General features: G+C 61.1%; 10 protein-coding genes. 1 reads left to right on the top strand and 9 read right to left on the bottom strand.

All coding sequences use genetic code 11. The features are described from left to right. Window positions 1–99: 99 nt before the first annotated feature. The 8 genes from gcvP to arcD (E3Z29_RS24710) all read right to left on the bottom strand — a co-directional run bounded on the left by gcvP (window position 100) and on the right by arcD (E3Z29_RS24710) (window position 10,905). Window positions 100–2,952: an aminomethyl-transferring glycine dehydrogenase gene (gene gcvP, locus E3Z29_RS24745; protein ID WP_134787178.1), complete on the bottom strand. Its 2,853-nt coding sequence runs from the start codon at window positions 2,950–2,952 to the stop codon at window positions 100–102. A gap of 11 nt (window positions 2,953–2,963) precedes the next feature. Continuing rightward, window positions 2,964–3,347 (bottom strand): glycine cleavage system protein GcvH, encoded by a 384-nt coding sequence (gene gcvH, locus E3Z29_RS24740; protein WP_027612543.1) that lies wholly within the window; start codon window positions 3,345–3,347, stop codon window positions 2,964–2,966. Between the two features lie 439 nt (window positions 3,348–3,786). Then, window positions 3,787–5,295, bottom strand: coding sequence for a sigma-54-dependent transcriptional regulator (locus E3Z29_RS24735; protein WP_027612544.1), 1,509 nt, complete (start codon window positions 5,293–5,295; stop codon window positions 3,787–3,789). Between the two features lie 267 nt (window positions 5,296–5,562). After that, the gene (locus E3Z29_RS24730; protein ID WP_041068604.1) at window positions 5,563–5,925 is read right to left on the bottom strand and encodes a DUF5064 family protein; all 363 of its coding nucleotides are present in this window, start codon (window positions 5,923–5,925) and stop codon (window positions 5,563–5,565) included. Window positions 5,926–5,987: 62 nt separating this feature from the next. After that, window positions 5,988–6,917: a carbamate kinase gene (arcC, locus tag E3Z29_RS24725; RefSeq protein ID WP_134787177.1), complete on the bottom strand. Its 930-nt coding sequence runs from the start codon at window positions 6,915–6,917 to the stop codon at window positions 5,988–5,990. Window positions 6,918–7,109: 192 nt separating this feature from the next. Next, on the bottom strand, window positions 7,110–8,120 hold the full coding sequence (locus E3Z29_RS24720; protein ID WP_003227481.1) for an ornithine carbamoyltransferase: 1,011 nt from the start codon (window positions 8,118–8,120) through the stop codon (window positions 7,110–7,112). A 69-nt stretch (window positions 8,121–8,189) separates the two neighbouring features. Further along, window positions 8,190–9,446 carry an arginine deiminase gene (gene arcA, locus E3Z29_RS24715; RefSeq protein ID WP_134787176.1) on the bottom strand — a complete coding sequence of 419 codons (1,257 nt, stop codon included), beginning with the start codon at window positions 9,444–9,446 and terminating at the stop codon, window positions 8,190–8,192. A gap of 31 nt (window positions 9,447–9,477) precedes the next feature. Then, window positions 9,478–10,905 carry an arginine-ornithine antiporter gene (gene arcD / locus E3Z29_RS24710; protein ID WP_047599542.1) on the bottom strand — a complete coding sequence of 476 codons (1,428 nt, stop codon included), beginning with the start codon at window positions 10,903–10,905 and terminating at the stop codon, window positions 9,478–9,480. 587 nt (window positions 10,906–11,492) lie between these two features. Between arcD (E3Z29_RS24710) and arcD (E3Z29_RS24705) the strand changes: the two genes are divergently transcribed. Further along, complete coding sequence (gene arcD, locus E3Z29_RS24705) at window positions 11,493–12,920, top strand: arginine-ornithine antiporter (protein ID WP_134787175.1); 1,428 nt, start codon at window positions 11,493–11,495, stop codon at window positions 12,918–12,920. Between the two features lie 120 nt (window positions 12,921–13,040). On the opposite strand, the gene E3Z29_RS24700 is transcribed toward arcD (E3Z29_RS24705), so the two are convergent. After that, window positions 13,041–14,387 carry a CoA transferase gene (locus E3Z29_RS24700; protein ID WP_134787174.1) on the bottom strand — a complete coding sequence of 449 codons (1,347 nt, stop codon included), beginning with the start codon at window positions 14,385–14,387 and terminating at the stop codon, window positions 13,041–13,043. Between the last annotated feature and the right edge of the window lie 149 nt (window positions 14,388–14,536).

The raw sequence follows: 14,536 nt of genomic DNA, 5'->3' as shown, positions 1-14,536 counted from the left end.
GATGGCGATTGATACACCGCATTCGCGAGCAAGCCCGCTCCCACATTGGGATCTATGGTGTTGCTGAAAATCGGGGCAGGTGACCTGCCCCTCATCCGTTTAAGCGTAGCTTTCGATCGACGGGCAGGCGCAGACCAGGTTGCGGTCGCCGAACACGTTGTCGACGCGACCGACCGGCGGCCAGTATTTGCCTTCGACCAACGACGCCACCGGATACACCGCCTGCTCGCGGCTGTACGGGTGGGTCCACTCGCCGACCAGCTCCGCTGCGGTGTGCGGAGCGTTTTTCAGCGGGTTGTCGTCCTTGTCCAGCGTGCCGTTTTCCACCGCGCGGATTTCTTCGCGGATGCGGATCATGGCGTCGCAGAAGCGGTCCAGTTCTTCCTTGGATTCACTTTCGGTCGGCTCGATCATCAGCGTACCGGCGACCGGGAACGACATGGTCGGGGCGTGGAAGCCGAAGTCGATCAGACGCTTGGCAACGTCATCGACGCTGATGCCGCTGCTGTCTTTCAGTGGACGCAGGTCGAGGATGCATTCGTGCGCCACCAGACCGTTGCTTCCGGTGTACAGCACTGGATAGTACTCTTCGAGGCGACGGGAAATGTAGTTGGCATTGAGGATCGCCAGTTGCGAAGCACGCTTCAGACCGGCGCCACCCATCATGCGAATGTACATCCAGGTGATCGGCAGAATGCTTGCGCTGCCGAACGGTGCTGCGCAGACCGCACCTTCCTTGCGTTGCATCTGGCCGTGACCCGGCAGGAACGGGGTCAGGTGCGACTTGACGCCGATCGGGCCGACGCCCGGGCCGCCACCGCCGTGCGGGATGCAGAAAGTCTTGTGCAGGTTCAGGTGCGAGACATCGCCGCCGAACTTGCCCGGCGCGCAGAGGCCGACCATCGCGTTCATGTTGGCGCCGTCGATGTACACCTGACCGCCGTTGTCATGAATGATCCCGCAGATTTCGCGGATACCTTCCTCGAACACGCCGTGGGTCGATGGGTAGGTGATCATCAGCGCCGCGAGGTGTTCGCGGTGCTCGATCGCTTTGGCGCGCAGGTCTTCGATGTCGACGTTGCCACGCGCATCGCACGCGGTCACCACCACGCGCATGCCAGCCATGTTGGCGGTGGCCGGGTTGGTGCCGTGGGCCGACGACGGGATCAGGCAGATGTCGCGGCGCTCGTCGCCACGGCTCTGGTGGTAAGCGCGAATCGCCAGCAGGCCAGCGTATTCACCCTGCGAACCGGCGTTCGGTTGCAGCGAGATCGCGTCGTAACCGGTGGCGGCGCAGAGCATCGCTTCCAGTTCGTCGGTCAATTGCTGATAACCGGCGCTTTGTGCGGCCGGGGCGAACGGGTGCAGGGCGCCGAATTCGGCCCAGGTCACCGGGATCATTTCGCTCGCGGCGTTGAGTTTCATGGTGCACGAGCCCAACGGGATCATCGTGCGATCCAGTGCCAGGTCCTTGTCCGCCAGTTTGCGCAGGTAGCGCATCAGCTCGGTTTCCGAGTGATAACGGTTGAACACCGGGTGGCTGAGGATCGGCGACTGACGTACCAGCGCCGCCGGGATGGTGCTTTGCACCGACGCGGCCAGCGCAGCGAAGTCCGGCAGGGCCTTGCCGTCGGCGAACAGGCCCCACAGGGTTTCGATGTCAGCCTGAGTGGTGGTTTCGTCCACCGACAGGCCCAGACGCTCGGCATCGATGACCCGCAGGTTGATCTGCGCGGCGTGTGCCTTGTCGTGCAGCGGGGCGGTGTGTGCGCCGGTGGCTACGGTCAGGGTGTCGAAGAAGCTTGTCTGCTCGACGGTCTGGCCCAGTGCGCTCAGGCCCTTGGCCAGAATCGCGGTCAGGTGATGCACGCGGTTGGCGATCTGGGTCAGGCCTTTCGGGCCGTGGTACACGGCGTACATGCTGGCGATGTTGGCCAGCAGCACTTGTGCGGTGCAGATGTTCGAGGTGGCCTTCTCGCGGCGGATGTGTTGCTCGCGGGTCTGCATCGCCAGACGCAGGGCCGGTTTGCCGAAGCGGTCAACCGAAACGCCGACCAGACGGCCCGGCATGTCGCGCTTGAACGCATCCTTGGTAGAGAAATAGGCCGCGTGCGGGCCACCGAAGCCCAGCGGCACGCCGAAGCGTTGCGCGGAACCGATAGCGACGTCGGCGCCGAACTCGCCCGGAGCGGTCAGCAAAGTCAGGGCCAGCAGGTCGGCAGCGACCGCCACCAGCGCGTTGGCGGCGTGGAAGCGCTCGGTCAGTTCGCGGTAGTCGAACACATCACCATTGCTCGCCGGGTATTGCAGCAGCGCGCCGAAGAACGGCGTGACGTCGCTCAGTTCACGCTCATCGCCAACCACCACTTCGATGCCCAGCGGCTCGGCACGGGTGCGCAGCACGTCGAGGGTTTGCGGGTGGCTGTGGATCGAGGCGAAGAACTGATGGCTGCCCTTGTTCTTGCTCAGGCGTTTGCAGAAGGTCATGGCTTCGGCAGCGGCGGTGGCTTCGTCGAGCAGGGAAGCGTTGGCGATCGGCAGGCCGGTGAGATCGCTGATCAGGGTCTGGAAGTTCAGCAGCGCTTCGAGACGGCCCTGGGAAATTTCCGGCTGGTACGGGGTGTAAGCGGTGTACCAGGCCGGGTTTTCCAACAGGTTGCGCAGGATCGGTGACGGCGTGTGGCAGTTGTAGTAGCCCTGGCCGATGTAGGTCTTGAACAGTTGGTTTTTGCCGGCGATGGATTTGATCATCGCCAATGCATCGGCTTCGCTCAGGCCGTCGTCCAGGCCGAGCACGCTGGTGCCCTTGATGCTTTCCGGGATGACGCTGGCGCTCAGCGCTTCGAGCGAGTCGAAGCCGAGGCTGTTGAGCATGGCTTGCTCGTCACCGGCGCGTGGGCCGATGTGACGGGCGATGAATTCGTTGGCAGTGCCGAGGTTTACTTGGGTCATGTCGTTACTCCTCAGGCTTCGGCTTGGGCTTTGATCAGGCGGTCGTAGGCGTCTTGATCGAGCAGTTTGCCGACAGCGGCGGCGTCGCTTGGCTGGAAGCGGAAGAACCAGCCTTCGCCCAGCGGATCTTCGTTGACCAGTTCCGGGCTGCCGTCCAGTGCCGGGTTCACTTCCACAACTTCACCGTCGAGCGGCATGTACACGCCGCTGGCGGCTTTCACCGATTCCACGGTGGCGGCTTCAGCGCCTTTTTCGTAAGCCTGCAGCTCAGGCAGTTGCACGAACACCACGTCGCCCAAAGCGTTCTGCGCGAAAGCGGTGATGCCGACAGTAACGCTGCCGTCAGCTTCGGTGCGCAGCCATTCGTGATCTTCAGTAAAACGCAACTCGCTCATGGAAACTCCTAAGGGGGCCAGACTCGTCTGGTGGACGCGGTGGAAGGCTTGGGCATGAAAGCCCTGATTTTATGAGCGGTTACTTAGCAAGAACGCGGCCAGATTGTATTTATCTATATAAATCAAATAGTTATATGTTTCTGGTTGTGATGGGTGTGGGGCTTCTGTAGCGAAATCGCTACAGCTTGGGGCGGGGAGAAAAGCTGAAGCGGATCAAAGCCTTGCACAGCGGCGATCGGAGGAGGGTGTAGCGATATCGTTCCGCTGTAGCGCTTTCAGTACAGATGGAGGTCGGTTTTGAACGGATTTCGAATCCGTCACATAAACCCCCTGTGGGAGCGGGCTTGCTCGCGAAAGCGTCAGGTCAGTCGACATCACTGTTGAATGGCCCACCGCATTCGCGAGCAAGCCCGCTCCCACATTTTTGACCGCGTGCGGCTTACGGTTTATTGGGGATGCCGTACTTGCGCAGGCGATGGGCAATCGCGGTGTGCGAGGTCTGCAGGCGGCTGGCCAGTTGGCGGGTTGAGGGGTAGCTGACGTAGAGTTTTTCCAGCAGCGATTTTTCGAAGGATTCGACGGCTTGTTCGAGGCTGTCGACGTCGCTGTCGGTCTGCCGCGCCACCGAGGTGCCGGCGATGTCGAGGTCGCCGATGTCGACCAGACTGCTCTCGCAGATCGCGGCGGCGCGGAAGATCACGTTCTGCAACTGCCGCACGTTGCCCGGCCAGCGGTTGCCGAGCAGCGCTGGATAAGTCCCCGGTGCCAGGCGACACACCGGACGCTGAATCTGCGCACACGCCTGCTGCATGAAATAGCGTGCCAGCAGCAGAATGTCCTGACCTCGCTCACGCAGCGGCGGCACTTCGACGTTGAGCACGTTGAGACGGTAGAACAGGTCTTCGCGGAACAGGCCTTCGCTGACCATTTTTTCCAGGTCGCGGTGGGTCGCGCTGAGGATCCGCACGTTGACCTTCACTTCGCGATCACCGCCGACCCGACGGAAGCTGCCGTCATTCAGAAAGCGCAGCAGTTTGGCTTGCAAGTACGGCGACATCTCGCCGATCTCGTCGAGAAATACCGTGCCCTGGTTGGCCAGTTCCATCAGCCCCGGTTTGCCGCCACGTTGCGCGCCGGTGAAGGCGCCGGGGGCGTAGCCGAACAGTTCGCTCTCGGCGAGGTTTTCCGGCAGCGCCGCGCAGTTCAGCGCGAGAAACGGCGCACTGTGCCGCGCACTGATCGCATGGCAAGCGCGGGCCACCAGTTCTTTGCCGGTGCCGGTTTCGCCTTGAATCAGCAACGGTGCGTCGAGGGCTGCGACTCGTTGCGCGCGGGCCTTCAGCGTGCGGATCGCCGGGGATTCGCCGAGCAGCGCATCGAAGCCTTCGGCGTGGTCATGGTGCAATGCCGAGAGCTGTTCACCGATGCGGTTTGGCTGATAAAGGGTCAGCAGCGCGCCGGCGTCGGTGATCGGTGTGGCGTCGAGCAGCAGGGTCTGGCCATTGACGGTGATCTCACGCAGCGGCAGGCGGAAGCCTTGTTCGAGCAGGGTTTCCAGCAGACCGGGATCGTTGAACAGTTCCGAGACACTTTCCCCCGCCGGTTCACGCCCGTACAGCGCGATCAGTGCCGGGTTGGCCAGCAGCACCTTGCCGGCGCTATCGAGGGCCAGTACCGGATCGGTCATCGCCGCGAGCAATGCATCGAGCTGCAAGTGCCGACGCTGACCGGGGAGGATGTCGACCACCACCACGGCCTCCACGCCGCGCACCCGGAACAACGCATCTTTGAGTTCTTCGAGCACTTGCGGGCTCAAGGTCGGTGCATCGATGTAGACGTTGGGCGGGATCATCTCCACCGCATCCAGATTGAGATTGCGCCCACCGAGGATCGCCAGGACTTCCTGGGTGATGCCGACGCGGTCGATGAAGCTGACGTGGATACGCATGGGGGCGGTTCAGTGTTCTGGAATGCGGAGGGGGGCAAGTATGCCTTGATGGGGGACTGGGGTGAAATCTTGAGATTGTTGTCGTGCTGGAGATCTACCCCCTCACCCCAGCCCTCTCCCCAGAGGGGCGAGGGGGAAAGGGAGCAGATTGGGGGCTTTTCAAAACTTGAGTTCGGCTCGCTATTTCAGGTCGGTGTACCTTGAGCGAGCAACTCGGTCAGTCCCCTCTCCCTCCGGGAGAGGGTTAGGGTGAGGGGGCTTTTGGGGTTACTCGAAATGCTCGGGATTAACCGGATCCCCGGATTGCATATTCAACTTCTGCCGGATGTCCTCAAACATCAGATCGTAATGTTTGTGCACCGAACCGATCTGGCTGTGAGCCTTTGGAATCCCATATTTCTCGGCAATCCGGGTCACGTCGCGGGCGAAGTTGTAAGCCTCTTCCTTGGGCAGGAAAAACGCTTCCTTCATGTCCTTGCCCTGCATATTGCCGTGCAGGGTGAACTGTATCCCTTTGCCTTTTTGCGGATCGGTGAACACTTCATAGTCGAGACACAGGTCGTAACTGACGTCATCTGGCGTCAACGCATGTCGCTCGATGTGCAAATGACCGGGGTTGAATATGGCCATGGGTTTCTCCTGATCAAGGCATGGGAGAAGGGCAGACCCTGGGCCTGCCCTTGAGGTTCTAATTATCGATAGCTGATGCCCGGCTTCGCCGTGCTGACGCGTGTGCCGGCAGTGCCCTGGACGATCGCTTCGATGTCCGCGAGCGAGCCGATCACCGCGACCTTGCCAGTATGGCGCGCGAATTCGCAGGCTGCCTGCACCTTCGGTCCCATGGAGCCAGCGGCGAAACCGAGGCGTTCGAGTTCATCCGGGTGGGCTTCGGCGATGGCTTTCTGCGACGGCTTGCCATAGTCGACGAACGCCGCGTTGACGTCGGTGGCGATCACCAGCAAGTCAGCTTCCAGTTGCTCGGCGAGCAGCGACGAGCACAGATCCTTGTCGATCACCGCCTCGATGCCCTTGAGGTTGCGGTGCTCGTCGTACATGGTCGGAATCCCGCCGCCACCCGCACAAATCACGATGCTGCCCTTGTCCAGCAGCCACTTGATCGGGCGGATCTCGAAGATGCGTTTCGGCCGTGGACTGGCCACCACACGACGGAACTTGTCGCCGTCCGGAGCGATGGCCCAACCTCTTTCAGCAGCGAGTTTTTCCGCTTCGGCCTTGTCGTAGACCGGGCCGATCGGTTTGGTTGGATTCTGAAAGGCCGGGTCCTTGGCGTCGACTTCAACCTGGGTCAGCAGGGTGGCGAACGGCACTTCGAAGTCCAGCAGGTTGCCCAGTTCCTGTTCGATGATGTAGCCGATCATGCCTTCGGTTTCGGCACCGAGCACGTCCAGCGGGTAAGGGGTGACGGAGGTGTAGGCCGCCGCCTGCAGCGACAGCAGGCCGACTTGCGGGCCATTGCCGTGGGCGATGACCAGTTGGTTGCCGGGATGGATCTTGGCGATTTGCTCGGTGGCGATGCGGATGTTGGCGCGCTGGTTGTCAGCGGTCATCGGCTCGCCACGACGGAGCAGGGCGTTACCGCCCAGAGCTACGACGATACGCATGGTGCATGTCCTTCTAAAACAGAGGAATGGCAAACGACTCGGTCGCACTGCCGGAACCGGGGGCCTTGGTGGGAGGGGGCTTGCTCCCGAAGGCGGCGGATCAGTCGACATGGCTGTTGAATGACACACCGCTTTCGTGAGCAAGCCCGCTCCCACATTGGGATTCGGTTCCTTCAGTGGGAGCTATTTCAGTTACAGATCCGCCAGGGTCGAGACCAGGATCGCCTTGATCGTGTGCATGCGGTTTTCCGCTTGCTCGAAGGCGATGCAGGCGGGCGACTCGAACACGTCGTCGGTGACTTCGATACCGTTGGCCAGGTGCGGATACTGTTCGGCGATCTGTTTGCCGACCTTGGTATCGCTGTTGTGAAACGCCGGCAGGCAGTGCATGAACTTGGTGCGTGGGTTGCCGGTGGCTTTCATCAGCTCTTTGTTGACCTGATACGGCAGCAGTTGCTGGATACGTTCGGCCCATGCCTCAACCGGCTCGCCCATCGACACCCAGACGTCGGTGTGGATGAAATCGACGCCTTTGACTGCGGCTTTCGGGTCTTCGGTCAGGGTGATGCGCGCGCCGGATTCTTCCGCGTATTTCTTGCAGCGATCGACCAGATCGTCATGCGGCCACAGGGCTTTCGGCGCGCAGATGCGCACGTCCATGCCGAGCTTGGCGCCGACCAGCAGCAACGAGTTGCCCATGTTGTTGCGCGCATCGCCGAGGTAGGCGTAGCTGATTTCGTGGATCGGCTTGTCGGCGTGTTCACGCATGGTCAGCACGTCGGCGATCATTTGCGTTGGGTGATATTCGTCGGTCAGGCCGTTGAACACCGGCACCCCGGCGAACTTCGCCAGCTCTTCGACGATTTCCTGTTTGAAACCACGGTATTCGATGGCGTCGTACATGCGACCCAGCACGCGGGCCGTGTCTTTCATGCTTTCCTTGTGGCCGATCTGCGACGAGTTCGGGTCGATGTAGGTGACATTGGCGCCTTGGTCATAGGCCGCCACTTCGAACGCGCAACGGGTGCGGGTCGAGGTTTTTTCGAAGATCAGGGCGATGTTGTTGCCCTTGAGGTGTTGCTGTTCGGTGCCGGTGTATTTCGCGCGTTTCAGATCGCGGGACAGGTCGAGCAGGTAACGCAGCTCGCGTGGGGTGTGGTGTTCCAGGCTGAGCAGGTTACGGTTGTGGATGTTAAAAGCCATGATGGATCTCCTTCGGTGTCGGTTATCCCCCTGGCCGCGCTTTGTAAGTCGCGGCCAAGGCTCAGAGGTTTAGTAATCGATTGGGTCGCGGATGATCGGGCAGGTCATGCAGTGGCCGCCGCCACGGCCACGACCGAGTTCGCCGGCGCTGATGGTGATGACCTCCACGCCCGCCTTGCGCAGCAGGGTGTTGGTGTAGGTGTTGCGGTCGTAGCCGATGACCACGCCCGGTTCCACGGCCACCACGTTGTTGCCGTCGTCCCATTGCTCGCGTTCGGCGGCGAAGCTGTTGCCGCCGGTTTCCACCACGCGCAGCTTCGGCAGGTTGAGGGCTTTGGCCACGGTGTCGAGGAAGCTGCCTTCTTCGCGGCGAATGTCGATGCCGCCCTGTTTGCTTTCGTCAGGCCGCAGGGTGAACGCGACGATCTGGTTCACCACTTCCGGGAAGATCGTCACCAGGTCGCGGTCGCAAAAGCTGAACACGGTGTCCAGGTGCATCGCGGCGCGGGACTTCGGCAGGCCGGCGACGATGACTTTTTCCACCGCTTTGTTCTTGAACAGATTCAGCGCCAGTTGGCCGATCGCCTGACGCGATGAGCGTTCGCCCATGCCGATCAACACCACGCCGTTGCCGATCGGCATCACGTCGCCGCCCTCAAGGGTCGAGCTGCCGTGATCCTTGTCCGGGTCGCCGTACCAGATCTCGAAATCGGCGTTGGTGAATTGCGGGTGGAATTTGTAGATGGCAGTGGTCAGCAGGGTTTCCTGGCGACGTGCCGGCCAGTACATCGGGTTCAGCGTCACGCCACCGTAGATCCAGCAGGTGGTGTCGCGGGTGAACTGGGTGTTCGGCAGCGGCGGCAGGATGAAGCTGGAGTGGCCGAGGAAGTCGCGGAACATCTGGATGGTCTTGCCACCGAAGCTGTCCGGCAGATCATCGGCGGACACGCCGCCAATCAGGAATTCGGCGATGTGCCGTGGCTCAAGGCTTTTCAGCCAGGATTTGACTTCGCTGATCAGGCCCAGGCCTACCGAGTCGGCGGTGACCTTGCGATCGAGGATCCAGTCCAGCGCTTCGGGGTTGGCGACGATATCAGTCAGCAGGTTGTGCATTTCCAGCACGTCGATCCCGCGTTCACGCATCTTGGTCACGAAGTCGAAGTGGTCGCGCTTGGCCTGGGCCACCCACAGCACGTCATCGAACAGCAGTTCATCGCAGTTGTTCGGGGTCAGGCGCTGATGGGCCAGACCTGGGGAGCAAACCATGACTTTGCGCAGTTTGCCGGCTTCGGAATGGACGCCGTACTTAACTTTTTCCGTGGTCATTGCAGTGATCCTCCAGATTACAAATCAAGGGTTACAAGGTCAGGAAGCCGTCGTAGAGACCGTAGGCAGCCACCAGGGCACCCACGACCACTGCGGCGAAAATCAGCTTCTCGACGTTAGTGAAAATCGGTTGTTTGAGTTCCAGCTTGGCCTTGGCGAACAGGATCGCGCCGGGTGCGTAGAGCAGGGCCGAGAGCAGCAGATACTTGACCCCGCCGGCATACAGCAGCCACACCGCGTAGATCAGCGCGATGCCGCCGATAATCAGATCCTTGCGTCGTTCGGCCGCGAAGCCTTCGTAGCTTTCGCCGCGCACCGCCAGCAACAGGGCATAGGCCGCCGACCACAGGTACGGCACCAGAATCATCGAAGTGGCGAGGTAGATCAGCGACAGGTAAGTGCTGGCCGAAAACAGGGTGATGATCAGGAACAGCTGGACCATCGCGTTGGTCAGCCACAGGGCGTTGACCGGTACGTGATTGGCGTTTTCCTTGCGCAGGAACTCGGGCATGGTGTGGTCTTTGGCGGCGGCGAACATGATCTCCGCACACAGCAGCACCCACGACAGCAGCGCGCCCAGCAGCGAGATGATCAGACCGACGCTGATCAGCACTGCGCCCCAGTGACCAACCACGTGTTCGAGCACGGCGGCCATCGACGGGTTTTGCAATTTGGCCAGTTCCGGCTGAGTCATGATGCCCAGCGACAGCACGTTGACCAGCACCAGGAACAGCAGCACGGTGATGAAACCGATGACGGTGGCCTTGCCGACGTCGGAGCGTTTTTCCGCCCGCGCCGAGAAGATGCTCGCGCCTTCAATGCCGATGAACACCCACACGGTGACCAGCATCATGTTGCGCACCTGGTTCATCACGCTGCCCAGATCCGGGTTTTTCACACCCCAGATGTCGGCGGTGAAGATGTCCAGTTTGAAGGCGAATACCGCGATCAGCACGAACAGCAGCAGCGGCACGACCTTGGCGACGGTGGTCACCAGGTTGATGAACGCCGCTTCCTTGATCCCGCGCAGTACCAGAAAGTGCACGGCCCACAGCAGCACCGAGGCGCCGATCACCGCCGCTACCGTGTTGCCTTCGCCGAAAATCGGAAAGAAATACCCGAGGGTGCTGAACAACAGAACAAAGTAGCCAACGTTGCCCAGCCAGGCACTGATCCAGTAACCCCAGGCGGACGAGAAACCCATGTAATCGCCGAATCCGGCCTTGGCGTAGGCGTAGACACCGCCGTCCAGGTCAGGCTTGCGATTGGCGAGGGTTTGAAAGACAAAAGCGAGGGTGAGCATGCCGACAGCGGTGATGGCCCAGCCAATCAGTACCGCGCCGACGTCGGCGCTCGCGGCCATGTTTTGTGGCAAAGAGAATATCCCGCCACCAATCATTGAGCCGACTACCAAGGCAACCAATGCACCGAGTCGTAGTTTTCCGGGAGCTTCAGACATTGCATGACTCCATTGCAGGAGAGAAGAGTTCACAGCGTAGATCTGTTGTCTGTTCAATCAGCTGACATAGATCAGTGCATGGCCACATTCCATTGTTAATGAATGACTTATGAAACAACTGGAGGCATAACGCTATCGCCTGGAAAGCCCGTCCTAGAGGCTTTTTACTGATGTGGTTGGGAATTGGTCTTATTACTTTAGAGTTATCACGCTAGTTCCTTTTCAGCTTTTGGCAAATTTTCGCCATCTGTTTTCAGTACAGAATCGAATAATCAGGATTCGCGCACAAAAGCGATTAGTCGTGCTATGCGTTAGCGTTGTTGGCTATATATAAGAGGGGTATTGGCGTTATTCAAAAAACGTACTTACGCTTTATCCGTTTAGTTAATACCCAGAAATAGACACACCTTGTGGCGAGGGGATTTATCCCCGATGGGTGGCGTAGCCGCCCCAGATCCATTCGGCGCGGTGTCAGGCAGAACGAGTTCTCAGGTTTTGGGGCGGCTATGCCGCCCATCGGGGATAAATCCCCTCGCCACAGGTATAAACAGGTTTCGAGAACCGTTGTCAGGAAAAGGGAGACTGGAATGTCGCAACCGACGCAAAAGCTGCGACTGGGTGCGTTGATCGCCCTGGTGGTGGGTTCGATGATTGGCGGGGGGATTTTTTCCCTGCCGCAGAACATGGCCGCCCGCGCCGATGCCGGGGCAATCCTGATCGGCTGGGGGATCACCGCCATCGGCATGCTAACCCTGGCGTTCGTGTTCCAGACCCTGGCCAACCGCAAGCCCGAGCTGGACTCGGGGGTCTATGCCTACGCCAAGGCCGGGTTTGGCGACTACATGGGTTTCTCGTCCGCCTGGGGCTACTGGATCAGCGCGTGGCTGGGCAACGTCGGTTATTTCGTGTTGCTGTTCAGCACCCTCGGTTACTTCTTTCCGGTATTCGGTCAGGGCAATACGCCGATCGCCATCGGCTGCGCGTCGGTGCTGTTGTGGGCGGTGCATTTTCTGGTGATGCGCGGGATCAAGGAGGCGGCGTTCATCAATCAGGTGACCACGGTCGCCAAGATCGTGCCGCTGATCATGTTCATCGTGATTGCCGCCGTGGCGTTCAAGGCCGACATTTTCACCCGCGACATCTGGGGCCGCAGCAACCCGAGCTTCGGCGGGGTGATGGATCAGGTGCGCAACATGATGCTGGTCACGGTGTTCGTGTTCATCGGCATCGAGGGCGCCAGCGTCTATTCGGCGCGGGCGGAGAAACGCACCGATGTCGGGCGCGCCACGGTGATCGGTTTCCTCGGGGTGCTGGCGCTGCTGGTGCTGGTCAACGTGCTGTCGCTGGGGATCATGAGCCAGCCCGAATTGGCCAGGTTGCAAAACCCGTCGCTGGCGGCGGTGCTGGAACACATCGTCGGGCCGTGGGGCGCGCTGCTGATCAGCCTCGGTCTGGCGGTGTCGCTGCTCGGCGCATTGCTGTCATGGGCGCTGCTCTGCGCCGAAATCCTGTTCGCCACGGCCCGGGACAAGACCATGCCGGCGTTCCTGAAAAAGGAAAACGCCAACCATGTGCCGGTCAATGCGTTGTGGCTGACCAACGTGATGATTCAGCTATTCCTGCTGATCACACTGTTTTCTGCCGGCACCTACACCAGCCTGATCTACCTCGCTTCGTCGATGATACTGGTGCCGTATCTGTGGTCGGCGGCGTATGCGGTGTTGCTCAGCGGGCGCGGCGAAACCTATGAACATGCCTCGGCCGAACGCACCAAGGACTTGCTGATTGGCGGCATCGCCCTGTGCTACGCGGTGTGGCTGTTGTATGCCGGCGGGGTGAAATACCTGCTGCTGTCGGCGCTGCTGTATGCACCGGGGGTGGTGCTGTTTGCCAAGGCCAAGCATGAGCAGGGCGAGCCGCTGTTCACCCCTGTCGAGAAAGGCATTTTCGCCTGCGTGCTGATCGGCGCGGGGCTGGCGGCGTATGGTTTGTACAGCGGGGTGTTGTCGCTGTAGGTGGATTGATTGTGCATCGGTGGTGTCAGTGCGGGCCTCTTCGCGAGCAAGCCCGCTCCCACATTTGAAATGCATTCCCCTGTGGGAGCGGGCTTGCTCGCGAAGAGGCCCGAATGGTCATCACCACTGCGCGCGATGCGAACCCAATTCAGTAGCCGGCAACGCCCACTGCAGCGGCGTCCCGCTGATCGTCACCGGTGCCAGCAAGCGGTGCGCCGGCCCCCACGGGGTCTGCTCCACCCGTGAGTCTTGATCCTGTTTAGCCTCGGCGCGCAACGCTTCGCTCGTCCCAGGCCCATGTTCGATCAACAGTTTGGCGGTGCGCGCCAGTGACAAGCGTGCAGAACCGCCGCGACCGCTGCGCAAACGTTCAGTGAGCAATGTGATCGCACTCGCCGCCATCAGATACCCGGTCGCGTGATCCAGCGCCTGCACTGGCAGCGGCGTCGGCTTGTCAGCCTGTTTCCAGCGCTGTCCGGCCTCGGCGATGCCGCTGCTCATCTGCACCAGGCTGTCGAAACCACGACGGTTCTGCCACGGGCCGCTCCAGCCGTAGGCATTGAGACTGACGTCGATCAGCCCCGGCGCCAGTTGTCGGCGGCGTTCGGCGCCGAAACCGAGGTGTTCCAGGGCATCGGCACGGTAGCCGTGCAGGAGAATGTCGGCGTCCTTCAACAGGATTTCGAACACCGCGCGATCGCCCGGTTGCTGCAGGTCCAGCCGCGCACAGCGTTTGCCAAGAGTCATGTCGGGAATGACACCCGGCTCGTTCCAGCTCGGCGGATCGATGCGCAGCACGTTGGCGCCGAGGCCCGCGAGAAAACGGCTGGCGGTGGGGCCGGCGAGCACGCGGGTCAGGTCGAGCACCTTGAGCCCGGCCAGCGGTTGCGCCACCGAGCTTTGCCACGGGTGGGTGATTTCATCCTGCGAATCGATGAAATGCACCAGCGGCTCGGCATTCACTGCCATCCCTTGCGGATGCTGCTGCCACTGCGCCCAACTGCGCATTTCGGCGGCGCAGCCCTTGGCATCGACCACCGCTTGTTCCAGATCGGCGCTGCGCCATTGCGCGACTTTCGCCGCCATGGCAGCGCGATCGGCGCAGGCACCGAGCACGCTTTCAGCCGCAGCTCGGTGATGTGGGGCGTTGGTGTGCAGGCGGATCCAGCCGTCTTCGGTTGCGTAGTCGCCAGCAATCGGATCCCACAGCGGCGGGATCTCCCAGCCGATCGGCCGCAACGAGGTGGCAAACCAGAACGACGCCAGACGCCGATCGACTTCCACGGCGGGCAAGTGCCCGGTCTGTTGCCGGAGCAGTTCGCTGACGGCCTGACCGGCAGCGCCGATGCTCGCGCAGGCCAGGTCGCTGACGGCAAACGCCGAGGGCAGGGCGCCACTGGCGGTCAACGGAATCGGCGTGTGGGGCAAGCCGAGTGCGGCTTGAATGGACGTGAGTAAATCAGTCATCGAAGGCCCTCCGGGAGAGAGGGCGATGATAGTGCAAAAAAATCTCGGCTTAGATGAAAACCCTCATCTCCTGAGTCAACACAAATCCCTGTGGGAGCGGGCTTGCTCGCGAATGCGGTGTATCAGCGCCATATAAAGTGACTGACACA

It is taken from the genome of Pseudomonas sp. S150, from assembly GCF_004526365.1.
Classification (GTDB): Bacteria; Pseudomonadota; Gammaproteobacteria; order Pseudomonadales; family Pseudomonadaceae; genus Aquipseudomonas; species Aquipseudomonas putida_A.
Note: the sequence above shows the minus strand (reverse complement) of the source record. Positions and strands in the feature narration are given on the sequence as shown.

What these genes read in the sequence shown, in the direction of transcription:
- gcvH (WP_027612543.1), bottom strand. Translation starts at nt 3,347, where the DNA reads ATGAGCGAGTTGCGTTTTACTGAAGATCACGAATGGCTGCGCACCGAA.
- arcD (WP_047599542.1), bottom strand. Translation starts at nt 10,905, where the DNA reads ATGTCTGAAGCTCCCGGAAAACTACGACTCGGTGCATTGGTTGCCTTG.
- E3Z29_RS24730 (WP_041068604.1), bottom strand. Translation starts at nt 5,925, where the DNA reads ATGGCCATATTCAACCCCGGTCATTTGCACATCGAGCGACATGCGTTG.
- E3Z29_RS24735 (WP_027612544.1), bottom strand. Translation starts at nt 5,295, where the DNA reads ATGCGTATCCACGTCAGCTTCATCGACCGCGTCGGCATCACCCAGGAA.
- arcD (WP_134787175.1), top strand. Translation starts at nt 11,493, where the DNA reads ATGTCGCAACCGACGCAAAAGCTGCGACTGGGTGCGTTGATCGCCCTG.
- E3Z29_RS24700 (WP_134787174.1), bottom strand. Translation starts at nt 14,387, where the DNA reads ATGACTGATTTACTCACGTCCATTCAAGCCGCACTCGGCTTGCCCCAC.
- E3Z29_RS24720 (WP_003227481.1), bottom strand. Translation starts at nt 8,120, where the DNA reads ATGGCTTTTAACATCCACAACCGTAACCTGCTCAGCCTGGAACACCAC.
- arcA (WP_134787176.1), bottom strand. Translation starts at nt 9,446, where the DNA reads ATGACCACGGAAAAAGTTAAGTACGGCGTCCATTCCGAAGCCGGCAAA.
- arcC (WP_134787177.1), bottom strand. Translation starts at nt 6,917, where the DNA reads ATGCGTATCGTCGTAGCTCTGGGCGGTAACGCCCTGCTCCGTCGTGGC.
- gcvP (WP_134787178.1), bottom strand. Translation starts at nt 2,952, where the DNA reads ATGACCCAAGTAAACCTCGGCACTGCCAACGAATTCATCGCCCGTCAC.